The 23800-nt window shown below is 43.4% G+C and carries 17 protein-coding genes; 3 read left to right on the plus strand and 14 right to left on the minus strand.

Features of this window, described 5'->3' with window-relative positions:
- Positions 1 to 26 precede the first annotated feature (26 nt).
- The 14 genes from JUI58_RS18385 to JUI58_RS18450 all read right to left on the minus strand — a co-directional run bounded on the left by JUI58_RS18385 (position 27) and on the right by JUI58_RS18450 (position 20268).
- On the minus strand, positions 27 to 746 hold the full coding sequence (locus JUI58_RS18385) for a nucleotidyltransferase family protein (RefSeq protein ID WP_204105265.1): 720 nt from the start codon (positions 744 to 746) through the stop codon (positions 27 to 29).
- Positions 728 to 1333 carry a DUF1997 domain-containing protein gene (locus JUI58_RS18390; RefSeq protein ID WP_204105266.1) on the minus strand — a complete coding sequence of 202 codons (606 nt, stop codon included), beginning with the start codon at positions 1331 to 1333 and terminating at the stop codon, positions 728 to 730. Before JUI58_RS18390 ends, JUI58_RS18385 begins: the two co-directional genes overlap by 19 nt.
- Positions 1334 to 1392: 59 nt before the next feature.
- On the minus strand, positions 1393 to 3048 hold the full coding sequence (locus JUI58_RS18395; RefSeq protein ID WP_204105267.1) for a TolC family protein: 1656 nt from the start codon (positions 3046 to 3048) through the stop codon (positions 1393 to 1395).
- Positions 3049 to 3243: 195 nt separating this feature from the next.
- Positions 3244 to 4152, minus strand: coding sequence for a heme o synthase (locus JUI58_RS18400; protein ID WP_204105268.1), 909 nt, complete (start codon positions 4150 to 4152; stop codon positions 3244 to 3246).
- Positions 4153 to 4231: 79 nt separating this feature from the next.
- Positions 4232 to 5143 (minus strand): heme A synthase, encoded by a 912-nt coding sequence (locus tag JUI58_RS18405; RefSeq protein WP_204105269.1) that lies wholly within the window; start codon positions 5141 to 5143, stop codon positions 4232 to 4234.
- Positions 5144 to 5401: 258 nt separating this feature from the next.
- A complete protein-coding gene (locus JUI58_RS18410) occupies positions 5402 to 6007 on the minus strand; it encodes a heme-copper oxidase subunit III (RefSeq protein WP_204105270.1) in 606 nt (201 codons plus the stop codon).
- 149 nt (positions 6008 to 6156) lie between these two features.
- Positions 6157 to 9063 carry a site-specific DNA-methyltransferase gene (locus tag JUI58_RS18415; RefSeq protein ID WP_204105271.1) on the minus strand — a complete coding sequence of 969 codons (2907 nt, stop codon included), beginning with the start codon at positions 9061 to 9063 and terminating at the stop codon, positions 6157 to 6159.
- Positions 9064 to 9257: 194 nt separating this feature from the next.
- On the minus strand, positions 9258 to 12302 hold the full coding sequence (locus tag JUI58_RS18420) for a DEAD/DEAH box helicase family protein (protein ID WP_204105272.1): 3045 nt from the start codon (positions 12300 to 12302) through the stop codon (positions 9258 to 9260).
- A 91-nt stretch (positions 12303 to 12393) separates the two neighbouring features.
- A complete protein-coding gene (gene ctaD, locus JUI58_RS18425; RefSeq protein WP_204105273.1) occupies positions 12394 to 14094 on the minus strand; it encodes a cytochrome c oxidase subunit I in 1701 nt (566 codons plus the stop codon).
- A 53-nt stretch (positions 14095 to 14147) separates the two neighbouring features.
- Positions 14148 to 15149, minus strand: coding sequence for a cytochrome c oxidase subunit II (locus JUI58_RS18430; RefSeq protein ID WP_204105274.1), 1002 nt, complete (start codon positions 15147 to 15149; stop codon positions 14148 to 14150).
- A gap of 208 nt (positions 15150 to 15357) precedes the next feature.
- The gene (locus JUI58_RS18435; protein WP_204105275.1) at positions 15358 to 17382 is read right to left on the minus strand and encodes an adenylate/guanylate cyclase domain-containing protein; all 2025 of its coding nucleotides are present in this window, start codon (positions 17380 to 17382) and stop codon (positions 15358 to 15360) included.
- A 168-nt stretch (positions 17383 to 17550) separates the two neighbouring features.
- A complete protein-coding gene (locus JUI58_RS18440) occupies positions 17551 to 18180 on the minus strand; it encodes a ribonuclease H-like domain-containing protein (RefSeq protein ID WP_204105276.1) in 630 nt (209 codons plus the stop codon).
- A gap of 38 nt (positions 18181 to 18218) precedes the next feature.
- Positions 18219 to 19460 carry a tryptophan synthase subunit beta gene (trpB, locus tag JUI58_RS18445; protein WP_204105281.1) on the minus strand — a complete coding sequence of 414 codons (1242 nt, stop codon included), beginning with the start codon at positions 19458 to 19460 and terminating at the stop codon, positions 18219 to 18221.
- A gap of 109 nt (positions 19461 to 19569) precedes the next feature.
- Positions 19570 to 20268: a response regulator transcription factor gene (locus tag JUI58_RS18450; protein WP_204105277.1), complete on the minus strand. Its 699-nt coding sequence runs from the start codon at positions 20266 to 20268 to the stop codon at positions 19570 to 19572.
- Between the two features lie 119 nt (positions 20269 to 20387).
- Here JUI58_RS18450 and JUI58_RS18455 point away from each other — a divergent pair, with 119 nt between their 5' ends.
- From JUI58_RS18455 to JUI58_RS18465, 3 genes are read left to right on the plus strand one after another with little or no spacing between them, the layout of a single operon-like run.
- Positions 20388 to 20924: a superoxide dismutase family protein gene (locus JUI58_RS18455; RefSeq protein WP_204105278.1), complete on the plus strand. Its 537-nt coding sequence runs from the start codon at positions 20388 to 20390 to the stop codon at positions 20922 to 20924.
- Positions 20925 to 20965: 41 nt separating this feature from the next.
- A complete protein-coding gene (locus tag JUI58_RS18460; RefSeq protein WP_204105279.1) occupies positions 20966 to 21769 on the plus strand; it encodes an HAD hydrolase-like protein in 804 nt (267 codons plus the stop codon).
- A gap of 52 nt (positions 21770 to 21821) precedes the next feature.
- The gene (locus JUI58_RS18465; RefSeq protein WP_204105280.1) at positions 21822 to 23534 is read left to right on the plus strand and encodes an ABC-F family ATP-binding cassette domain-containing protein; all 1713 of its coding nucleotides are present in this window, start codon (positions 21822 to 21824) and stop codon (positions 23532 to 23534) included.
- Positions 23535 to 23800: the final 266 nt, after the last annotated feature.

A 23800-nucleotide genomic window follows, 5' to 3' on the forward strand; every position in this document is an offset into this window, starting at 1 on the left:
AGTCTCTAAGTAATAAGCAATCTCGCTCATATTTGCCGATTTTGCCAATATTGACGTAAAAATGAATCTGCCGCTAAATAGGACTCTGGTGTACCAATATCAATAAAGATATCATCTCCGATCACTCCGTATAAATCCGAACCGACTAGCTGGGGAAAAATATCTTTCTCGATTGACCAAGGAATTTTTCCCGAAGGACAAGAAAAATTATCTTTTGTGAGTAAATAAACTCCCGCATTGATTAATCCTGTCTTAATAGTTTGCGATTTTTCATAAAAACCAACGATCGCATTATTTTCGTTAATCTTCACGCTACCATAGCGATCGCTATTCTCAACTTTAGCCAGCCAGATCGCTGCCTTTGCTTGGTAGCGATCGCGGATTTCCATAAGCTGTTGTAATTCAAATTGACATAATGAATCTCCATTCAGCACTAAAAAAGATTGCCCTTGAATGTAAGGTAAAGCATATTGAATTGCACCACCTGTCCCTAAAGGTTCAGATTCGCGAACATAAACAATATCTAAATTCCACTGACAACCATCACCAAAATAAGATTGTATTTGTTCCCCCAGATAGCCAATACTTAAAATAATGCGGCGAACTCCGACTCGATATAGTTCTAGCAGAATCCACTCGAGAAAGGGTCGTCCTCTAACCAAAGCCATTGGTTTCGGGCGATCGCTAACAACAGATCTGAGACGGGAGCCAAAACCTCCCGTTAATACTACGGTTTCCAACTCCATACTAAATCTTCGCCAGTTGACTTTTGATTCTTAATAGTATCATCAAGGATTAACTCTTCTCCTTTTGCCCATTGGTGATAATCTGCTAAAAGATGAGAGAGAAGACGTTGTTTAATTCTCAATAAAACATTTTTTGCTAAACTTTGACCGGCGGTTTCCAGTAGAGATTTAGGGGTTAATGAGAACAGTTGCGGAAGTTCAACATTAACTTCTACAAAAGCCTCTCCTTTAAGATAAGTTTTTCCTTCTTTTTGGAGAATAGAAAGCAAGCCATTGACTTTAAGAGAAAAGCGAGCATTAATGTAATTCACTCCCCGTATTTCAGAAGATTCTGACTGTAAATAAACAGTGCCTCGACTACTCGACCAAACTTTAAGAACAACTGTAGGCTGAAAATGGTAGAGGTTTAAAAGATTGAGGGGACGCATTTTCAAGCGATAGCGATCGCCTCCCAAAGTTTCCATCAATTTCGGATCTGCGATCGCACTAACTAAACGCTGGGGTTGACGGAGATAGTGTTGGATGGGAACAGATTCTTGTTCTACTAGAATTGTAATGGGTTCGGAAACCGCCAAACAGATTTTCATAAGACGGGAAAAATTAAAATTTTATTAATCTTTTTGATTTTACAGGAAATTGGTTGTGGTTATTGATTATGGTTTCCCATTTCTAAAATAATCTGCCAATCTGCTAATGTTGTTCCCTGAGTCTGTTGCAAGTCGGTTAAAGTATTCAGATATTCTACACGCCTGCGAATTTCTTCATTACGAGCGTCGAGCAAATCTTGTTGAGCCTGTTGAAGTTGAAAGTTATCGCTTTTTCCCGCTTTTACCAGGGCTTCTTGGGCTTCTAATTTTCCCTCGGCGAGTTTGACTTCCTCCTGCGCGAATTGTATTTGCTGAAATTGTACCTCAATATCCCGAAGGCGATCGCTAATTTCTGTCTGAATCGTTTCTTCGAGTTGTGCTAAATTGTTTTGACTTTGGAGCAAGACTTGTAGTAATTCTGCTAAATAATTCGGTTGATTAGCAAAGGTGACTTCACGAATTTTTTCTGGGTCTAATTCGATTAGTTTTTCTGTTTCTTGGCGAATATTTTCTGTAGCGACAATTTTCAGATCGCGATCAATTCCCAATTGATTTAAGAGTGCCAAGCGTGAAGATTTAACAGCATTCTCTGCTTCCAGTAATTGCCCTTGAAAATGTGTTGCGGTTTGCAAGTGTTTTTTGGCTATTTCAAGAGCGGCGCGAGTATTTTTAACTTGTTCTTGTTGCGTTAATAGGATACGGTAAAGTTTGATGGAGGTGGTAATTTTATCGATGAGAGTATTTTGTAAATTCAAAATATTAATATTTTTTTGCAGTCTCGCAATATCTAAATCACTTTTCGCGATCGCCCCTCCAGCATCGCGCGGCTGGGGTTGGGCTAATCTTAAATTGACTCGTTGGCGTAAAGAATCTTCATTAGTTTGAGTATTAGATGGCGATCGCAATTGACTCAACCAACTCAATTGCAATTGCTCTCTTGTGGGCATTAATAAGGAAATTCCCGCACCCAATTCAATGCGATTTTGACGATCTGGAATTGCCTGATTTGTTCCGGCTTCATTAGTTCTTCTCGCCAAAACTGGCTCAACTTGGGGGCGAAATTCTGCTTTCTGCACAATGCGATCGAGATAAGCATTTTTAATCTCGGTATTGTTGGCAACAGTTAAATAAACAATATCTTCTAGATTAAAAGGAATATTAGCAGCATCTGATCTTAAAAGTGTCGTGGTTTGAGTGGATTTCTGCTCTGAATTTGTTGTTGAAATTGTTTGGGGTATTGGGGATTTCTGTTTGGAAGAAGACTCTCGCGATCGCCCAGTTTGTTCTCTAGAAACCTGCTTACTTCCTTGTGAGGAATTCCGAGAAGAAGAACGGAAATTACTGCGATCGGGTAACTGAAATAACTGGAAACTAGGACCGCGATCGCCCAATTTCCCTAGTTTTTCGGCTTTCTGAGAAGATTGAGGAGAAGAAGAAATAACTTTGGGATCGTCGCGATCGGGAATAGGTTCGAGAGTTGGAGTTTCGAGAAGGGAATCTTTTGCGGGAGTCGATGCTTTAAAGAAAGCATTTAAAAGATTTCCTTTGCTTTCCTCACCCGCTACAGATTGATTTGTGTTTCCACTGGCGATCGCTAAAGCAGCTAAGGTTCCCAGGACAGCAAAAAGTGTCGAACTGCCATTTCGCAATACAATAACGAGCAAAGAACGGAAAGAAGGGAAAGGCGATCGGGGAAATCTAGGTTTTTCTGTCATCTATCTTTTCTGTCTTTTCAATCACAGCAAGTTAACTTTAGCAAAAGATTTTGGGATCGGGCAAATTAAATCCTAAAATTCCATCTCGAACGATCAAAACTACTAAAATATCTTTAAGAACTAATGCACTCAATCAAGAAAAAAACGCAAAGATATTCTCTCTGCGTCTTCCGTATTCTTGTGGTGAATCAAAACTTAGCTCAGAAATAAACAATCCACAACCATTCCCGCACATAAAAGCATCATGTAGAGAATGGAATATTTAAAGAGAGATTTTGCCAGAATTTTATCCGAGGGATTTTGTTTGAGTTGCCAGGCTTTGCGTACAAAAATAGCATTAAGAATCACCGCGATCGCGCCGTAAATCCAGCCCAAAACACCCAAAGGGTAAATTAATAAGAAGGTAAAAGGAACAACCGCTAAAGTATAAAGCCAAATTTGCCTTACAGTTTCTTCTTCCCCTTCAATAACCGGTAACATGGGAATATTAACTTGCGCGTAGTCATCCCGAATCATTAACGCTAATGCCCAAAAATGAGGCGGAGTCCAAAGGAAAATAATCGCAAAAAGTAACCAGGGAGCCCAACTTAAACCCCCCGTTACTGCTGCCCAACCCACTAAAGGAGGAATCGATCCGGCTGCCCCACCAATGACAATATTATGAACCGTCGATCGCTTCAAAAAGCGAGTATAAACTATCATATAAAACCCAATACCAGACATGGCTAAAAAGGCACTGGCCAAATTAGCAAACAATGCTAACAAAGAGAAAGATAAAGAGCCTAAAATAATAGCAAAGATGAGGGCGTGATGGGGTTGAACTCGACCGGCTGGAATGGGACGCTTGCGAGTTCGTAACATTTCGTAGTCGATATCGCGATCGTAAACACAATTAAAAGTTTGAGCAGAAGCGGCGGCTAAAGTTCCTCCCAGCAGGACAATTAACAGTAAAATAGGATCGATATTTCCTTGAGAAGCAATCCAGATGGAAGCGGCTGTTGTAATCAACAACAGGGGAATGATGCGAGGTTTTGTTAGTTGAATATAACTTTGCAGAACTTCTCGAAAGTTCTCATGTTGAGAAGGTAAACTTGTTCCTAACATATTAATTCCCTAAATAAATGACGTGCAAGGTGAGAAAAAAGTTTTTAGCGGGCATTGTCCTAGATGGGTTTCTGTCCCGCTAAGGGAATGATTGAGATTGAGTTACATTTCGGCGTGCTAATACGGAAAACATGACCAAAACCCCGAGTAATGCTGCCCCGATCGCCTGATGGGAAATAGTCAAGATTTCTACTTGCAACCGAAAGCGATAGGTAGCCACTCCCAACAGAATTTGCAGCAAGACTAATAAGGCCGCAGAATTGGCCAGAATTCGTAGGGTGGGATGGAGTGCTGGAGTGCGCCAAGCGAAAATAATAACAGCTAATGTGCTAAGAGTGGCGGGAATGACTCCGATCAGGTGGCTGTTCATAACGGCGCAAAGGTGCGAACCCCATAAACACTGATGTAATGCCCATTGAGAGGCGACTAATGCCCCTAGTAAACTTTGCAGGTAAATGGCGATCGCGGCGGTTAGACCCAAACCAGAGAGATATTTTCCGGTTCCTGTTGCGTTATAGGGCATCAAGGCGGCACCGATCGCCAATAGAGTACAGAAGAAGAGTAAAGCGGTTCCCAAATGGGCGGTGACAATATCAAATCGTAGGAGTTCCGTTACCGTCAGTCCCCCGAGAATACCTTGAACGAGGATCGACCCCAGGGCAAATGTTGCAGCGTAAGGCAACCAGGGAGGCAGTTGCGATCGCCACCACCAGGACAAACCCGCTAAGGCGATCGCGCTAAACCCAACAAGGGCTGCGTCTAAGCGATGAAACCACTCTAAAAATACCCGGATGTTCATCTGTTCAAAGGGCAAAAATTGTCCGTAACAGAGGGGCCAGTCAGGGCAGGCGAGGCCAGCATTCATCACCCGCGTGGTACTCCCCACCGCCATCAATAAAAAGGTAGCGATGGCGATTTTCCAGACCAAGCGGCGAATTTGCACTTGAGGGGAAAGCGGTGCGATCGATGGTTTAAGAACTGATTCGGTCATGAGCCTTTTTCACTTTAAATTCATCAATTAAAGAGTGATCGCTAAGGAAATTTCAGCAATTGCTAGATTGACTTTAAGTATTCTTCAGATTGCCTGTGGCAAACATTAAAAAAAGTTTACAAAAAGATTAAAACATAATTAAGGACTTGCCGCGATCGCCAAAAACAAAAGATTGGCTAAAAAGGAAAAAGAGAGAAACAATAAAAATGTCCCTCTCGCTACAGAAAATCCTCTATTTAGGTTGGATTTTGGGCAATCTTAAAAGAGTGTCAAAATATACAAAAGGGAAAAAAGAATGATCCAAATAACATCGACAAAGTGCCAATAAATTTCCGCCATTTCGACTCCGGTGTGTTTGTTGGCGTGGTAATGACCGGGACGGCGCGATCGCCAAACAACACCTAAAATGAGCATAATGCCGATAAAAACGTGCAAACCGTGGAATCCGGTCATGATATAAAAACAGTTAGAAAAGACGTTTTCTGTCAAACCATATCCTAATGTTAAATACTCATAAACCTGACCGCCGAGGAAAATTGCCCCCATTACAGCCGTAATACCATACCATAAACGCATTCCAGGGATATCATTGTTTTTAACCGCCGTATCGCCGCGATGAATGACAAAACTACTGGAAACTAAGATAATGGTGTTAATGGTGGGAAGCAAAAGTTCTACTTCTGTTCCTTCGGGAGGCCAAGTTGAATGAGATGAACGGTAAATAAGATAAGAGACAAATAAGGCCGCAAACATTAAAGATTCAGAAATCAGGAAAACCAGCAGCCCGAAAGTTCTAAAATCATGTTCTTCATGAGCGGCTTCTGGGGGCTTCGATCCGTTTACAGAGGTATTAATTGCTGTCATATTTTTGGTTAGGTTTTTGGTTAGTTAATTGAGTTATTAGTTAATCCTCTATTGGTGGTCATTGTACTTTATTTAGACTTTATGCTTGAGAAATTTAGTAAATTATTAAGACTTTCTTCCATCTGGGTTGGAGTTTGGGATATTCTTTCTCAACTCTTCAGGTTGTCAACCACGTTAAACACTTTCATCACCTCATCCCCTAAATGATTAATCACTTTAACGGCGATGCGACCGGATTTGGGTTTATGGAAAGGGCGAGAAATGTCGCTGTAGAGGCTTTCCCAGGCTTCCGCATCGATTTCGGCTTTCAAGGTGGTTTTTAGGGATTTGTAGGGGTCGCTGGCTCCGAGAAAGTAGGCATGGCGCACGAAAAAGCTCTCTTCGTTATAGTCGGTATCGATGAACCAACAGGCGATCGCGTCGGCATTACTGGCGCGAATTTCTCCAGACTGGGGGTGAAATACATCTACGCCGTGGATTTTGATTGAAATTTGATTGTTTTCGATTTCGTTGATGTCGATATCGGGTTCGCCGAATATCACAAAAAGGTTGCCGGAGCCGGTATTTTTTAGAGTGTCGGCCATGTGCAGGTCGGCATTCATGCGGGCTTTGAGGACGGGAATGCGCCCGAGTTTGCTGAAGTCGGCGGATTGGGCATCGTAGTTAAAAGCGCAGGTGATGAGAACATCAAATCCGGTTTCTCCGGCTTCTCGGGTGGCGGCTACGAGGTCGGGACGGGAGACGGTACCAAATTCGGGTCCGATGAAGATTCCGGCGCGTTTTTCGCTGTTATTATCCTCTTCAAGATAGCGACCTTCGGCACAAATATAATTACCTGCCCATCCTGTGAGGCTGATAAAGTCGATTTTGTCTTCTTTGTGAGCTTGCTGCACGCCGGAAACTTTTAGGGTGTCGAGAATAATGGTAGCGAAGTCGGTTTCTCCTGGGTTTCGGTCTGGGGTGATGTTGGGGTCGATAAGTTCGTCGTCTGAGTCGATCGCAAGGACGCGATGGGGTGACAAACTTTCGACGCTGAAGGGTCCGGCGACGCGGACGATCGCTTTATCTTCGTAGGGTTTGTCGTAGAGGTATTCTCGATCTGCATTGGCGGCGATCGCCCCATCGATTTCTTTTTGTCTAGCGATACGTGCTTGCCAGAAGGATTTTAGGGGTTTCTCTGTCTCTTTTGGCCAGTCTTCGGGTTTTTCTCGGGGAATTTCCCATTCTAGGAGGGCATTGGCGGGGACTTCTTCGCCGGAAGGGAGTTTTACGATGCCGTTATCGGTGAATTTGATACTTTTGCCTTCTCTCCCTCCTGTGGTGACTTTGAAGGGGGTTTTATGACTGTTTAAGGCTGCGTTGAGGTCGGTTAATGCCTGTAGGATTTTCGGTTGATGTTGTTCCCAGATTGTATCGATTTCGGTGTTGTTGGCGATCGCTTTTAGGGTGATATGGGGGACTCTTTCGTACACGAATCCTTGGCGGATATTTTCGTGGGTGGGGGCATTGGAGACGATTTTGCGGTCTAATTCTGCTTCTTTTTGCTGTCCTGCGGGGGAGTCTTTCAGGAGGTAGTAGGGATAACGGGCTCCCATAATGCGCGATCGGGCCAGGGCGAGGGCGACTCGGGATGTATCGATGGTAATCCAACGCCGTCCCCATTGTTCGGCGACGTAGGCTGTGGTGCCCGATCCGCAAGTTGGGTCTAAGACTAAATCGCCTGGGTCAGTGGTCATTAAAATACAGCGTTCGACTACTTTTGAAACCGTTTGAACAACATACATTTTATCTCTTTCAGCCGTTCCCATTGTGTCAGACCACATATTATTTAATGGGGTAGCAGCAAAATCATCTATGAATAGTCGGTAATTTATAAAAGATTTTGTAAGAAATAACCTGTTCGCTTTTCCAAGTCTTAGAAGTCCATCTTGTGTGGTTTTCCAATGTTGATTAAGTTTATGAGATAAAGCTCTTCCTTCAAATTGAAAAATAAAGGGTTTAGTTGGCGCACCATCTGAAGTTAAAGGACTACCTAAAAAAAGGCGCGCATTTTCGGGAAGTAAAAGTTCATCATTATCACTTATAAATTTTGATGAAGGAAGCACTTCTCCATTTTCTAAAATTACTGATTTATATCTTTTTCCTGAACCCTCACCATAAATTTTTGTTTCAAGAAGAGAGCGATATTTTAAACAAGATTTATCTTTTGAAAACCAAACAATATAATCACAAATTAACGGGATAGAACCAGAATCAAAGCCTCCTGTTTTCTTAAATTGAATGATAGCAACATGGTTTTCATCACCAAAAACCTCATCCATCAAAGCCCTAACCCGATGAACATTTTCATCCCCAATTTGCACAAAAATAGACCCACTTTCCGTTAACAAATCCCTTGCCACCATCAACCGATCGCGCAGATAAGTCAAATAAGAATGAATCCCATCGCGCCAAGTATCCCGAAACGCCTTCACTTGCTCCGGTTCCCGCGTAATATGGTCTAGCTTGCCATCCTTGACATCCCGACTCGTGGTAGACCACTGAAAATTAGAATTAAACTTAATCCCATAAGGGGGATCCAGATAAATACACTGTACCTTTCCCCGTAACCCTTCCCGCTCTGCCAAACTCGCCATCACCTGCAAACTATCCCCCAGAATCATCCGGTTTGACCAGTTAGCCTCATGCTGGTAAAACTCCGTCGCTGTAGCATCTTGGGGCAATCCGTCGAAAGTTGCAAACAAATCTAACTGTACTTCCTTTTGTTGTGCCTCGGTGCGCCGCATCAAGTCATCAATTAACACTTTCGGATGCACCTTTTCTTGAATATAAAGGGGAGGCGCACTCACCACCAAAGACCAATCTCGAATATCCTTCCCTCGCCAAATCAACTGAGGATCGAGGTCGGGGTTTCGCCGGTCGTAAGCCACCTGTATCGGGCTTTTCTCCTCATCTGCCATCACCGATTGATGTTCCGCAGTGGGAATATTCTTGCGTTTTGCTTCCTCGTGGGTCAAGGTTTTAACCTGTTTGGGTTGTTTAGTTTTGCGCGGCATTTGTTTCTCCAAAAATTGGCGTTAATTTATTTAACCCGAGTTGCTGATTACAAATATTAAGTGTTTCGATCCCCCTAAATCCCCCTTAAAAAGGGGGACTTCCGGATTCTCCCCCTTTAATAAGAAGGGACTTCCAGATTCTCCCCCTTTAATAAGAAGGGACTTCCAGATTCTCCCCCTTTAAGCTCTCACCATCATTCTACCTCCCGCGATCGCCCCGCTACAGCATCCGCGATCGCCCGATTAAACTCCGATTCGATCTCAAAAACAGCGCGAAACTCCGCAAATGCCCATCGTCCCAAAGTTCCCAAATTGTTAATCCCAGGAAGCCAATAATTCCGCATCGTACTGGCCTTTTCCTTGGCATCTTCCCCACGATAGCCCTTAATCTCCACAATTAAATTGAGCAGATCCCCCCGTCCATCATCCACCAAAACGATAAAATCCGGTCGGTACTTCCGAGGAGTCGAACCATATAAATAAGGCACCTCAAACCCTAAATTGTGATTCTTAACATAAGCACGCACCTGCTTATGAGACTCCGCTACCCGACAAAATTCCGCCTCCCAGTCGCTATCCAAAACAACCCAGTTAATATGACAAAAACGCGGATCTGTCTTCCAGAGGGACTCCTTAGAAGTATTAAAACTCAAGTGAGCCGTAGAACTGACTGGATTGTAAGCATCTAAAATCGCCTTGACTGGGCGATCGCCGATACTCGCTTCGGTAATGCCCTTACGAATGCGATCGCAAGCCATATCTGCGATCTCTTGATAAATCAACTGTGCCGGATAAGTCCCCCCAGTACAGCGCAAATAACCCTGCATCCACTGACGGGCGATCGCCTTCAGTTGCCCGAATAAGTACAATTTTGGCTCTTCTCCGGGATCTCGATACTTAGTAAAAATCAAATGTCGCGTCAAATGAAACAGCACCGTTGCTTCCCGCATCTTTTCCAAATGCTTCAAATTCAAATCTACCCCTTCCCCGATAATGCCCTCATTCCGCGTCACCGACGGCCCCACCAAATTCGGGGTTAATTCCAATAAAGAATCCTCCCCAAACTTCGCCGTTAACTGGGTATTCGGTAACTCTACCCGATAGCCCTCAACCCGAGGAAATTGGATTTCTAGGGCATCGCGATCGGGGCTGACCGCTTGTACTCGTACCGTCTGACGAGGGGGAGCAGGTTTGGCGATCGCGGGTTTGGCGGTAAAATCAAAGGGAATCCCCAAAATATCGGCATATTCCACATTAAACAAATCTTCCCCATTAATCTCATAAGACTGTCGCCGCAACGCCCGCCCGATCACCTGTTCGCATAACAATTGCGTCCCAAACGCCCGCACCCCGAGGATATGCGTCACCGTGTTACAATCCCAGCCTTCTGTAAGCATCGACACCGACACCACGCAGCGAATGGACTCCCCCAACTTGCCCGCTTTGCCTACCGTATTCATCACCTCTCGCAATAAATCTTGGTCTTTGAGGGTTTCCGCTACATCTGCCCCCGCCCCTGCCCTTTGGCGAATTTCATAGCGAAAGCGATCGATTTCCTCCGAGGCAACCTCACGAAAGTTCTTATCTAAAGCATCCCCCGACTCCAACTGCTCGCTATCAATTAACAGAGTACGAGGTCGCGAAAGGCGATCGCCATTATCGTCATAATTACGAAACAAGGCCAAGCGCCCTTGAGAAAATTCCGTCTCGTTGTCCTCATTTTGGCGCTGAAACCCCGAAATAAAGTCATAAATCAACTTTGAGGTGGAAGTATTGTTACAAACCACAATAAAAACAGGCGGCACCTCAATTCCTTGCCCTTGCCATAACTCAAAAGTCTCCTGATAATGCCCGTAAAGCACATTTAAAGCCGTTTGCAACTCCGAAGGCAAACTCAAAGGATCGAGAGTTTTCGCCTTTCCTCGCCCCTTCTTCGGCATTCGCTTGCGGATATGCGCCCAAAGGTTGCGAAACTTCGGCACATCCGCACCGGGAATATTATCCGCCACGGGTACGCGAGGTAACTTAACAATGCCACACTCGATCGCATCCATTAGAGAAAAATCGCTCACCGTCCAGGGAAATAAAGTTCCCTCGGCATAACCCGACCCCCGCAAAAAGAAAGGCGTAGCCGAGAGATCGTAGACATTTTCTACCCCTAGCTTGCGTTTAACGATCTCAATTCCAGAAATCCAGAGTCGTGCCGCTTCGTTGTTCTTTTTGGCTTCATTTTTATCATCTCCCTTAAGACCGGAAATATCATCGACATCGGGTTTTTCGCGGTAACAGTGGTGAGCCTCATCATTGAGAACCAAAATATTTTTCATCCCCATCAATGCCGACATGACGCGCTGTAGCATTTGCCCTTCAGTTTCCAAAGTATTTAAACTTCCCTCTCTGCCTTCCACTAACTTCCGCGTCCCTGTAGCAACTTGCATCCTTTCCCGTAGTTTAAAAGCATGATAGTTAGTAATCACAATCTTAGCTTTCTGCAAATCCGGTAACATATCCGTAGGAATTAACTCCCTGCTGCCATAGTAACTATCGGGGTCATTGGGTTGCAGGACCCGCAGGCGATCGCGAATCGTAATTCCCGGTGCGACAATGAGAAAACCCCGCGTAAACCGCTTGCTTTGAGGATGGCGCACCGCATTCACCGTCTGCCAAGCAATCAGCATCGCCATCACCGTCGTTTTCCCCGCCCCCGTAGCCAACTTTAAACAAGTCCGCAACAGTTCTGGGTTTGCCTCCTCATTCACCCTCTCAATATGTTCGTGAAAGGCTTTCTCATTTTTTCTCCCCCTTTGTGCCACCTCCGCCAGCCAAATCGCTGTTTCCACTGCCTCGACTTGGCAAAAGAAAGGGCGAATATTCTGAAACGGATGATTTCGCCAATGTTGTAGCAGTCTCGCCGTTTCTGGGGTCACTTTCCAATCAGTCGGGTTAGGAAGTTGCCGCCAAGCATTCACCTTCTCGCGAATCCCATTGAGGTAATAGGATAAATCGTAAGTTTGAGACTCACTTGATATCCCTTCCGTATCAAATAGGGGCAATTCCTGTTGAATTCCCTCCTGCTGTTTTTGCTTCCTCGGTTTAGGAATCGGCGTGAGAAACTCTGCCCTACGCCGCCGCGATACAATCTTGTTGGTGGGTTGCCCCTCTGGGTCTAATTCCCAATGCTGTCCGGGATACTGATAGGGAGAATTAAGAATGGGTTGCTCAAAAAAAACGTTGTTCATAAAAATTATTTATGGCCGCGATCGCAATCAGAAAGAAAGAAGCACCAACTATACTGCAAAGCGTTATAGTCGGTGCTTCTTTTCAACTCCTTTACTTCACTTCCTGAGAAACTTCCTTCAGCATTTCTTCCACAGAAGGAACGGCCTCAAAACTTTGCGTATCGATACCATAATCGTAGGGTCCTGCCCAAACGATAGGTTCTTCGTCAAAGTTTTCGATCGCCGGGGGAGAAGTGGTTTGCCATTCCAAAGTCAGCGATCGCCAGGGGTTGCGCCCAGCTTTTTCTCCATAGCGCCAACTCCAGGCCATATTAATGATGAAAGGAATCACTGAAAGTCCCAACAGAATTGCGCCATAGGTACAAATCTGATTGATAAACTCAAACTTGGGATCGTACATAGCCACCCGTCGAGGCATTCCCTGCAAACCGAGGGAGTGCATGGGAGTAAAAGTAATTAAAGTGCCGATGAGAGTCATCACAAAGTGAATGCGTCCCAAGGTTTCGTTGTACATCCGTCCGGTCATTTTTGGGAACCAGTGGTAAAGTCCGGCGTAAACCCCAAAGACGGAACCGCCAAAGAGAACATAGTGGAAATGCGCCACCACGTAGTAAGTATCATGGACGTGGAGATCGAAAGGAACTGCGCCGAGGGTGATGCCACTGAGTCCCCCAAAGACGAACATGGCCAATAATCCCACGGCAAATAAAAGAGGGGTTCTCAAGCGAATTTTGCCACCCCAAAGAGTTGCCACCCAACTAAAAATCTTTACTCCCGTTGGTACAGCGACGATAAAAGTGGAGATGGCAAAGAACATCCGCATCCATGCTGGGGTACCACTGGAAAACATATGGTGAACCCAAACAAATAAGCCCACAAAACAAATCGCCAAACTGGAGTAGGCGATCGCGAGATAGCCAAAAATCGGCTTGCGGGAGTGAGTGGAAATAATCTCCGACATCACGCCGAAAATCGGCAGAATCATCAAGTAAACGGCGGGGTGAGAATAAAACCAGAATAAGTGCTGGTAAACCACGACATTTCCCCCCATTTCCGGGCGGAAAAAGCCGGTGCCGAAGTTAATATCAAACAGTAGCAAAATCAAGCCGATCGCCAATACTGGAGTAGAAAGGAGGGCGAGAATAGAAGTCGCCATCATTGCCCAAATAAAGAGAGGCAATTCATTCCACCGCATATCGGGGATTTTCAGTTTGTAGATGGTGACGAGGAAATTTAACGCCCCCATAATTGAGGAACTTCCCACCAAAATAATCGACAAAATCCACAAACTCTGGGCGGTGTTATTGGTAATCAAACTCAAGGGAGGATAAGCCGTCCACCCGGTTTGAGAACCCCCAAAAAACAAACTCGCCATCAGTAATAATCCGGCGGGAGGATTGACCCAAAAGGCGATCGCATTCAGGTTGGGAAAGGCCATATCCTTGGCACCCACCATCAAGGGAATGAGATAATTGCCAAAACCACCAATAGCCACGGGGACGACCCAGAAAAAGATCATCATCGTGCCGTGATTGGTCAACAGGGCATTATAAACATTAGGATCGAGGAAATCTGATTCGGCGGTGTACAATTCTGCCCGCATAAACATCGCCATCATCCCCGCAATGAGATAGAAGACAAAGGAGAGGACAATGTATTGAATACCGATGACCTTGTGATCGGTGTTATAGCCGAAATAGTGATACCACTTCCACGCCTCGGGATGCTGATGTCCATTTGTCTCTGCGGGAGGGGAGGGGGGGCTATTGAGAGGGATTTGTGCTTGTGCCATAAATAATTATTAGGGGAGTGGAAGAGTAGGGAAAGAAATTCATCCCTCATCATTTAGCCTTCGTGGTGGGCTAAGTGGGCTAAACTGTCGGCATCAATGCCCAGTCTTTCCGCATAGGGGGAGAGAAATTCGCGATCGCTTAATTCGCGAGAATTAACCGCAATGGTTTGCTCTAAATCTGGATTTTGGGCAATTTGATTTTCCTCGACCCAGCTTGTAAACTCCTCGGGGTCGTGAACAACAATCTGCGTCCGCATGGACCCGTGATAAGCGCCGCAAAGTTCGGCACAGACAATGGCATAACTTCCGGTTTTCGTGGCAACAAACCGCAATTGCGATTTTTGTCCCGGAATAGCATCTTGTTTAATGCGAAAATCCGGCAACCAAAGGGAATGAATTACATCTTGGGCAGCAATATTCAGTTGTACATCCGTTCCCACGGGAACATGAAGTTCTCCCGAAACAATGCCCATATTGGGATAGGTGAAAATCCAAGCGTATTGTACTCCCATGACATCAACGCTTAGATCCGGGGGTTGCAGTCCTTCAACGGGGGTAGCGCCGATCCCGTACTGGGAATTTCCTTCTGCATCCACAGCCAGTAAGGAGTTCATGCGACCGAGGGGCATATCTGCAACTTCTACTGCTTGACCTTGGTGATGGTGCGCCACTTGACCTACGGTGTCAAATCCTCCCATTTCGTTGTACACCTGTACGCTATAAATCCCCAAACCTATGACGATGAAGGTGGGAATTGCCGTCCAAAAAATTTCTAAGGGCAAATTTCCCTCAACATAATTAGCATCCGTTTCATCTCCCTCACGATGTCGAAATTTGACCACGGCAAAAATAATCGCACCTTCGACAATCAAAAAGAGTGCCGTACCAATGATCGTCATGAGGTTGAAGAGGTTATCAACTAGGGGAGCTTGTTCGGAAACTTGCTCTGGGAATAACCCATTATTTTGACCGTACCAGAGGCTGATTCCGGCTACGGCTAACCCTATGGTTAGGGTAATTAAAGAACTGGGGACTGTTTCTTTCTCTTTTGCCATAAGTAAATTTTCCTCGGATTGCTATTAAGAGTTAGACGAGATTTATACATACACTCCTTCTATGAAAGCACTCGCTTGAGGAACTTGCTTGAGGACACTTGATATCTTAACAACCCCTTCAGATTTTCCCAGAATCTTAAAATAAACTAAAGTTTTGCGATCGCATCTTCCCAATTGTGTCTGTAAACTAGGCTACATCTGAGTTGAATTAATCAACATTCAGACGCAACAAAAATAATCGTACTGCATTATCTTCAGAATTTTCTTTTTGTAATGCTTGTAAGATTTCTTTCGCTTCATCGATTTGACCGCGATCGCCTAGATTAACCGCTTTTTCAAATAATAGCTTAGTTTTAGTTTTAAAAGTTTTTAATTGAAGTGGATCTGCTTCATAAATTTCGTAAATCCTAGTGGGTTCTTTTTTCCCTTTTACTAAAATTTGACCGAGAAAGCGATAAGCATATTGATCGGCATTTGTCAAGCGATTTAAAGTTTGTTCGCTCATCAATATACTTGCACCATATTGTTTAGTTGCAGTCTCCAAACGAGAGGCTAAATTAACAGCGTCTGCAATAACAGTCGTGTCCATACGTTGCTTTTCTCCTACTGTTCCTAACATTAAATTACCGCAGTGTAAACCAATGCCAATTTGAATAGCAGGATAGCCTTTTTCATGGCTATCTTGGTTAAAGAGTTTAACCTGATTTTGCATCGCGATCGCGGCTTCAATGCCATTTTCTGGACTATGGTAAAATAAGGCCATAATGGCATCACCAATATATTTATCTATAAAGCCTCTATGTTCTCGAATAATCGGACTAACTTGATGCAGATAAGCATTAAGAAAGTCAAAGTTTTGTTCCGGAGACATATTTTCGGAAATACTGGTAAAAGAACGAATATCAGAAAAGAGAACCGTCATTTCTTGATGAATGCGATCGCCAAGTTGGATATCGATAATGCTATTTTTGCCTAAAAAATTGACAAATTCGTGAGGAATAAAGCGACTCGATGCTAAATTATAAGCCTTCAAATAGTTTTGTGCTTCGGTAAAGCGACGTTCTAAAATGAAAACCAGACAGAGCAAAAAGGCCAGCATCCCCCAGTAATAAAGTTGAATATTCCAGATATTAATGGGAGAAATATAAACAATAATATCATGAACAATTGCTAGTAAAAATAGAGAGAAACCACAAGTGAATATTTTCGCTTCTTGTTTTCCTCTCAAAGCGTTTTTTATCGCGATCGCAATTAAAGCGATCGCACTAATAATCCCTAAAATCTGCGTGGGATAGACAGCATTAGTCCAAGTAATAATCCCATTTCCTGCCAGAATTAAGGCCAAGATTGCATAGAAAAGATGAATTTGCCAAAGACGACGAGGAATTGCAAAACGTCCAACCCCAAAAAGATGCTCAAAAAAGAAACAAACACTAACAGGTAATAAATGAAAAGCACCATGATGAACATAAGTCCAGGTCACTTGATAATTAAAGAGAAGACGAACGGTTTCTGTTGGAGTAATCGTGTATAATCCGATGAGTAACGAAACCAAACCAAAAGACAGATAAATATTAAATCTCTTTTTGAGAATTGCGATCGCGATCGGCAAAATTCCACAAAATATAAACAATAATCCGAGAGAAATTTTGATACTATCTCCCAAAATCAAACTTTTAATCAGATCGGTTTTATTACCAATGGTTAAAATTCCATTAACTCCCAAAGAAATTGGTAAATTATTGTTAATATAAACTTTAATAAAAATATTTTGGTTTTGAAAATTAGAGTCGATGGGAACAATGGGAAATTCTCCTTCTTTTTCCTTCAAGCGATCGCGATCGTCTAACTCATCGAAAATATAGATTAATTCTTCCTGAAAATAAACTTCTAACAGATTAGGAATACCGCGAAAGTAGAGACTGGGAAATGTCCATTGTCCTTCTGGTAAAGGGACCGTTAACCAAAATATTTTCTCTTCGGGAGGGGGTGAGATTTTACTGGGAAGTGTTAAAGGTTTCCAGTCTGCATTTTGAGATGTCTCCAATACCCAGATAGGAAAACCATATTCATTTTCAGGAGAATCTCCCCAATGATATTGCCATCCTTGTTTTATTTCAATCGGAGGGGAATTGGTGTGATAGAATTTTGCTTGGACGGGAGTAACGCAAAGCAGTAAGAGTATTCCCAAACACAATAAAAGTCGGAGAGGGGTAAAAAATCTAAACCTCATTGAGAAATTCTCCTCGCTTTAAATTTTCACTTGAACTTTTGAGATCGCCAATTAAGGGTTGTTATCCTAATATACCCTCGCGATAGAAAAAAGTAGAAAAAAAGTAAATGCGATCGCGAAAATACAAACAATAAGAGGAGGAAATAACTTAAAATCTTGAGAATTGGATTATTTATGCTCAAAAATTCCGTGAAATTGTAGCAAGTCTAATTCTACTAATACAGGTAAACATTCAAAACAACGCTGGACTAATTCTCCTCTTTCTTCTCTCTCTAACATAGTCATCAGTTTTTTTCTAGCCTTGATTAAATAGCGCACATCATTAGCAGCATAACGCAATTGTTCTTCGGTGAGATTATTGGGATTTCCCCAGTCGGAACTTTGTGAAGATTTATCAAGTTCTATTCCTTCTAACTCCTGAATTAATGCTTTTAAACCATGAGATTGAGTATAAGTTCGAGCAAGTTTGCTGGCAATTTTAGTGCAGAAAACGGGATTTGTATCAACAGAGAATGTATTTTTAAATTGTGCTAAATCAAACCGCGCATAGTGAAAAATCTTGACTACATTTGCATCTTCCAGTAATATTTTTAGATGAGGGGCTTCCTTTTGACCCCGATCAATACGAATAACTGTAACTAAACCGCGATCGTCGCATAACTGCACCAAACAAAGGCGATCGCGGTGGGGAATTAACCCCATTGTTTCCGTATCTACTGCGATCGCCTCAGCTTGACGATATTGCGCTAAAGTTTCTGCGTCGAGATCGCGATCGCAAATTTTAAAATTATTAAGCATGAGTAATAGTTAATTGCAAATAAGTTAGAACTTGTTAATTATTTCGGGTTCGCATCCAAGAATTTTGCCACGGTTTGCACATCTTTATCACCGCGTCCCGAACAGTTAATAATAAGCCGAGGACTACCTTCTAATTGCGGACAAAGGGTTTCTAAATAGGCGATCGCGTGGGAGGTTTCTAAAGCAGGAATAATGCCTTCTAAGCGAGACAAACGCTGAAATGCGTCTACAGCTTCCCCATCGGTAACACTATAATACTCCGCCCGTCCCGTATCTTTTAAATAACTGTGTTCCGGACCCACCCCAGGATAATCTAACCCAGCACTGAGGGAATGCGCTTCAATAATTTGTCCTTCCCCATCTTGCAAAACATAACTCATGGCACCATGCAGCACCCCAGGGCGACCTTTTGTGAGAGTTGCCGCGTGTTTTTCCGTCTCTGCCCCTTCTCCCGCCGCTTCTACCCCGATCAAACGTACCGATGAATCCTTGATAAACTCGTAAAATAGCCCTATCGCATTAGAACCACCACCAACACAAGCTAACAAAATATCCGGAAGTCCCCCCCATTTTTCCTCACATTGTTGGCGAGTTTCGCGACCGATCACCGCGTGAAAGTCCCGCACCATCATAGGATAAGGGTGAGGACCCGCGACAGACCCTAAAATATAGTGAGTATCTTCTACATTCGTCACCCAATCCCGGATCGCCTCCGAGGTGGCATCTTTGAGAGTTCCCGTCCCTGCTTCTACGGGTTGCACCGTTGCCCCTAACAAACGCATCCGAAAGACGTTCAGGGATTGGCGTTCCATGTCGCATACTCCCATATAAATAACGCATTTCAAGCCAAAGCGGGCGCAAACAGTTGCAGTGGCGACTCCGTGCTGTCCTGCCCCAGTTTCGGCAATAATGCGAACTTTACCCATGCGCTTCGCCAACAGAACTTGAGCGAGAGCATTATTGATCTTGTGCGCTCCAGTATGATTTAAGTCCTCTCTTTTAAGATATATTTGCACTCCCGTACCGTCAGCCTTAGCGTAATGTTGGGTCAAACGTTCGGCAAAATATAAGGGGCTGGGTCTTCCCACATAATCTTTTAAGAGTCCATCGAGTTCTTTTTGAAAGCCTGGATCGTCCTTATATTGAGCGATCGCGTCTTCTAGTTCCCTCAAAGCGGGCATGAGGGTTTCAGGAACATATTTACCACCAAAGGTACCAAAACGACCCAGGCGATCGGGTTGAGTTTGAGTGGGGGAGGGATGTAGGGGAGTTACGGTCACGGCTGCAAGGATTTTTAGACTCGACAAGATTTTTTTATTATAGGTCAAGAGGTCGAGGAATCGCGAAATACTTGCTATTTTCAATCTTTTTCCGATCGACTATACTTTTTTAACTATCTTCAAACTTGTAACCCACACCAATCACAGTCTTAACAAAGGTAGGATGAGAAGAATCGAATTCAATTTTCTTCCGCAAGCGACCAATATGTGTATCAACTACTCTTTCATCGCCAAAAAAATCATCACCCCAGAGTTTTTCTATCAGTTGAGAACGACTCCAAACTCTTCCAGGATAACTCATAAAAGCGGACAATAATTTGAACTCTAAAGTGGTTAAATCTAAAGTTTCTTCAGTTTGATTTTCAAGAGTACGAATAGCAGTATGGCGATCGCAATCGATGCTAAAATGAGGAGTTTCATAAATTTGGGCGCTTTCATGTCGCAAACTGCGCCGCAATAATGCCCGAACTCTCGCCACTAATTCTCGAGGACTAAAAGGTTTAACCAAATAATCATCAGCACCAGTTGATAAACCAATCACGCGATCGATTTCTTCTCCTTTTGCCGTTAGCATTAAAATATAAGGGTCCTTCAGACCTTCCTTTTGACGAATGCGCGTACAAACTTCTAAACCGTCTAATCCTGGTAACATAATATCGAGAATAATCAGATCGGGTTGTTTTTCTCGAAATACATCTAAGGCTTGTAATCCATCTGTTGCCAACAAGCATTGAAAACCTTCTCGGGTTAATGTATCTTGAACGAGTTGACCGATCTCGCGATCGTCTTCAACAATTAATAGTTCCATCCTCTACAAGAGTAAATCTAATTTGATTGACGATTGAATTAATGATATTATACTCCCAGAGTTTTCTTTGTGAAACTAATCAACAATCTTAAAAATACTTAAAAATGGGGTGTAAAATTATGTGGCGTAAACTTGTAGTTCTGATTTTAGTCGTCTTGATGGGGGCGATCGCGGTTCCCGTGCCAGCAGTGAATGCAGAAGAAAACCCCACAGCAACAGTTACAATCGATACAGGAAACCCAGAAGTTAGCGGAGAAATATCCCTAGAAGAAGTGAATAACGGCTTAACTCGCATTTCTGGAACAATTACAGGTTTGAGTCGCGGAGTCCACGGTTTTCACATTCACGAGTCTGGCGATCTATCCGATGGCTGTACTTCTACAGGTTCTCACTACAATCCTTTTGGTAAAACTCATGGTAGCCCCACTTCTAAAGAACGTCACGTAGGAGATATGGGCAATATTTACGCAGATGCTACCGGGAAAGCAAAATTCAGAATTATGGATCGTCTGGTCAATTTAACGGGAGAGACTTCGGTTATTGGTCGCGCGATCGTCATTCACGCAGGACGAGACGATCTTGGACGGGGTAAGGAAACTGATTCCAAAACAACAGGACACGCTGGCGGAAGAGTTGGTTGTGGCATTATTAAATAAAGAAAATTGGACAAAATAGACGGGGTTTATTTTTGCGAAGAATGCTAACATCTCCCACACTACTCGCTCTCGATTTTGATGGTGTAATTTGCGACGGTTTGCAAGAGTATTTTCAAACAACTTGTCGCGCTTACGATCGCCTTTGGAAACCCGAAACTCTAAATTCCCAGCACGATACTTTTGCAAACTCTTTTTATCAACTCCGTCCTGTCATTGAAACCGGCTGGGAAATGCCAGTTTTATTGCGAAGTTTGGTCTTAGGAGAAACAGAAAGTAACATTTTAGAAGACTGGCCGCAAGTCCGCGATCGCCTTGTCGAAACAGAGAAATTAAATGGCAAAGAAATTACGCAAATCGTTGACAGTGTAAGAGATGAATGGATCGAAAGCGATTTAGAATCTTGGCTAAAACTGCATCGCTTTTATCCTGGAATTATTGCCAAAATCAAACAAATTCTCCAAGCACAACAAACCCAAGTTGTTATTATTACCACCAAAGAAGGACGCTTCGCCAAAAAATTATTACAACAACAAGGATTAAACTTTTCCCAAACCGCTATTTTTGGCAAAGAAGTCAAGCGCCCCAAACCAGAAACCCTGCGTCAATTAATTGCCAATCCCAGCTACAATACCGAGAAAATTTGGTTTGTCGAAGATCGTCTCAAAACCCTCGAATTAGTTGCTCAACAGCCCGATCTAAATGATATTGAACTTTATTTAGCCGACTGGGGTTATAATACCGAAACGATGCGCGCTTCCCTAGCCAATAACTCTACTATTCATCTTCTTTCCTTAGCAGGATTTGCAAGCAATTTTAGCAATTGGCGATCGAGATCGAAATCTTAAACGATCTTAATGTTAAGATTGGTGAAGAGCGACGACAGATGGAGAATGGTAAATGCTGCGATTAGAGCGTATTAGTAAGATTTATCCGACGGGAGAGGTTCTCAAGGATGTGAATTGGGAGGTGACACCTGGCGATCGCATTGGCTTGGTGGGGGTAAATGGCGCAGGGAAATCCACCCAAATGAAGATTATCATGGGGGAGATAGAACCGACCTCTGGGGAAGTGATTCGCCCATCCAGTTTACACATTGCTTACCTGACGCAAGAATTTGAAGTCGAACCAACGCGGACAGTAAAAGAGGAATTTTGGCAAGTTTTTAAAGAAGCTAACGAAGTTCACGAAAGTATTGAACATATTTCCGTAGAGATGGAAAGCGCCGATGCAGAAGAATTAGATCGGTTAGTACACAAACTCGATCGCCTGCAACGTCAATTTGAAGCCCTAGATGGGTACGGTTTAGAAGCACAAATTGATAAGATTTTACCAGAAATGGGATTTGGACAAGAAGACGGCGATCGCCTCGTCAGCGCCTTTAGTGGAGGTTGGCAAATGCGAATGAGTTTGGGTAAAATTCTCCTGCAAAAGCCCGATTTATTACTTCTTGACGAACCGACCAATCATTTAGATTTAGAAACAATTGAATGGTTAGAAATCTATCTCAAAGGACTAAAAACTCCGATGGTGATTATCTCCCACGATCGCGAGTTTTTAGATCGACTCTGCACGCAAATTGTAGAAACTGAACGGGGAGTTTCCACTACTTATCTCGGTAATTATTCCACCTATTTACAACAAAAAGAAGAAAGCCGCCTTGCCCAACAAGCCACCTACGAACGCCAAACCAAAGAAATCGAAAAACAGCAGGTTTTTGTCGAGCGTTTTCGTGCCAGTGCCACCCGCAGTACCCAAGCTAAAAGCCGAGAGAAACAACTCAATAAAATCGAGCGAATTGCAGCCCCAGACTCACACTTAAAAACCCTAAAATTTCAATTTCCTCCCGCACCTCGTAGCGGTAGAGAAGTCGTAAAAATTCAAGATTTATCCCATACTTACGACGATAAATTGCTCTTTTTAGGCGCAAACTTATTAATCGAACGCGGCGATCGCATTGCCTTTCTCGGTCCGAATGGTTCGGGCAAATCCACCCTCCTCCGCATGATGATGGGCATGGAAAAGCCAGAAGATGGGACAATTAAACTCGGCGATCATAATGTGATTCCTGGGTATTTCGAGCAAAATCAAGCAGAAGTTTTAGAGCTACATAAAACCGTCATGGAAACTATTCATGATGAAGTTCCCAGTTGGAAAAATGAAGAAGTTCGCACCTTATTGGGTAGTTTTTTGTTTAGTGGCGATACAGTTTTCAAAAAAGTTGAAGCCCTAAGTGGAGGAGAAAAAGCACGTTTAGCCTTAGCAAAAATGTTATTGCGTCCAGCAAATTTACTGATTTTAGATGAGCCGACCAATCATCTCGATATTCCAGCCAAAGAAATGTTGGAAGAAGCCTTACAAAAATATGATGGAACAGTAATTATTGTCTCCCACGATCGCTATTTTATTTCCAAAGCGGCCACCAAAATAGTTGAGATTCGCGAAGGAGAATTAGTGATTTATAATGGTGATTACCACTATTATTTAGACAAAATTGAGGAGGAAAAAGAAAAAGAACTCCATCGCCTTGAAGAAGCGAAAAAAGCCGCCAAACGAGCCGAGAAAATTGCCAAGCAAAAAGAAAAACAAAAGAAAAAAGCAGTGGCAAAATAATTAACATAATTAACAGGAATTCGGGATAAGTTAACTCAATTTGATCCCCCCCAGCCCCCCTTAATAAGGGGGGAGAATCTGGAAGTCCTCCTTAATAAGGGGGGAGAATCTGGAAGTCCTCCTTAATAAGGGGGGAGAATCTGGAAGTCCTCCTTAATAAGTGGGGAGAATCTGGAAGTCCTCCTTTTTAAGTGGGGAGAATCTGGAAGTCCTCCTTTTTAAGTGGGGAGAATCTGGAAGTCCTCCTTAATAAGTGGGGAGAATCT

Source organism: Spirulina sp. CCY15215 (assembly GCF_016888125.1).
Lineage (GTDB): Bacteria > Cyanobacteriota > Cyanobacteriia > Cyanobacteriales > Spirulinaceae > CCY15215.

What these genes read in the sequence shown, in the direction of transcription:
- JUI58_RS18385 (WP_204105265.1), bottom strand. Translation starts at nt 746, where the DNA reads ATGGAGTTGGAAACCGTAGTATTAACGGGAGGTTTTGGCTCCCGTCTC.
- JUI58_RS18390 (WP_204105266.1), bottom strand. Translation starts at nt 1,333, where the DNA reads ATGAAAATCTGTTTGGCGGTTTCCGAACCCATTACAATTCTAGTAGAA.
- JUI58_RS18395 (WP_204105267.1), bottom strand. Translation starts at nt 3,048, where the DNA reads ATGACAGAAAAACCTAGATTTCCCCGATCGCCTTTCCCTTCTTTCCGT.
- JUI58_RS18400 (WP_204105268.1), bottom strand. Translation starts at nt 4,152, where the DNA reads ATGTTAGGAACAAGTTTACCTTCTCAACATGAGAACTTTCGAGAAGTT.
- JUI58_RS18405 (WP_204105269.1), bottom strand. Translation starts at nt 5,143, where the DNA reads ATGACCGAATCAGTTCTTAAACCATCGATCGCACCGCTTTCCCCTCAA.
- JUI58_RS18410 (WP_204105270.1), bottom strand. Translation starts at nt 6,007, where the DNA reads ATGACAGCAATTAATACCTCTGTAAACGGATCGAAGCCCCCAGAAGCC.
- JUI58_RS18415 (WP_204105271.1), bottom strand. Translation starts at nt 9,063, where the DNA reads ATGCCGCGCAAAACTAAACAACCCAAACAGGTTAAAACCTTGACCCAC.
- JUI58_RS18420 (WP_204105272.1), bottom strand. Translation starts at nt 12,302, where the DNA reads ATGAACAACGTTTTTTTTGAGCAACCCATTCTTAATTCTCCCTATCAG.
- ctaD (WP_204105273.1), bottom strand. Translation starts at nt 14,094, where the DNA reads ATGGCACAAGCACAAATCCCTCTCAATAGCCCCCCCTCCCCTCCCGCA.
- JUI58_RS18430 (WP_204105274.1), bottom strand. Translation starts at nt 15,149, where the DNA reads ATGGCAAAAGAGAAAGAAACAGTCCCCAGTTCTTTAATTACCCTAACC.
- JUI58_RS18435 (WP_204105275.1), bottom strand. Translation starts at nt 17,382, where the DNA reads ATGAGGTTTAGATTTTTTACCCCTCTCCGACTTTTATTGTGTTTGGGA.
- JUI58_RS18440 (WP_204105276.1), bottom strand. Translation starts at nt 18,180, where the DNA reads ATGCTTAATAATTTTAAAATTTGCGATCGCGATCTCGACGCAGAAACT.
- JUI58_RS18450 (WP_204105277.1), bottom strand. Translation starts at nt 20,268, where the DNA reads ATGGAACTATTAATTGTTGAAGACGATCGCGAGATCGGTCAACTCGTT.
- JUI58_RS18455 (WP_204105278.1), top strand. Translation starts at nt 20,388, where the DNA reads ATGTGGCGTAAACTTGTAGTTCTGATTTTAGTCGTCTTGATGGGGGCG.
- JUI58_RS18460 (WP_204105279.1), top strand. Translation starts at nt 20,966, where the DNA reads ATGCTAACATCTCCCACACTACTCGCTCTCGATTTTGATGGTGTAATT.
- JUI58_RS18465 (WP_204105280.1), top strand. Translation starts at nt 21,822, where the DNA reads ATGCTGCGATTAGAGCGTATTAGTAAGATTTATCCGACGGGAGAGGTT.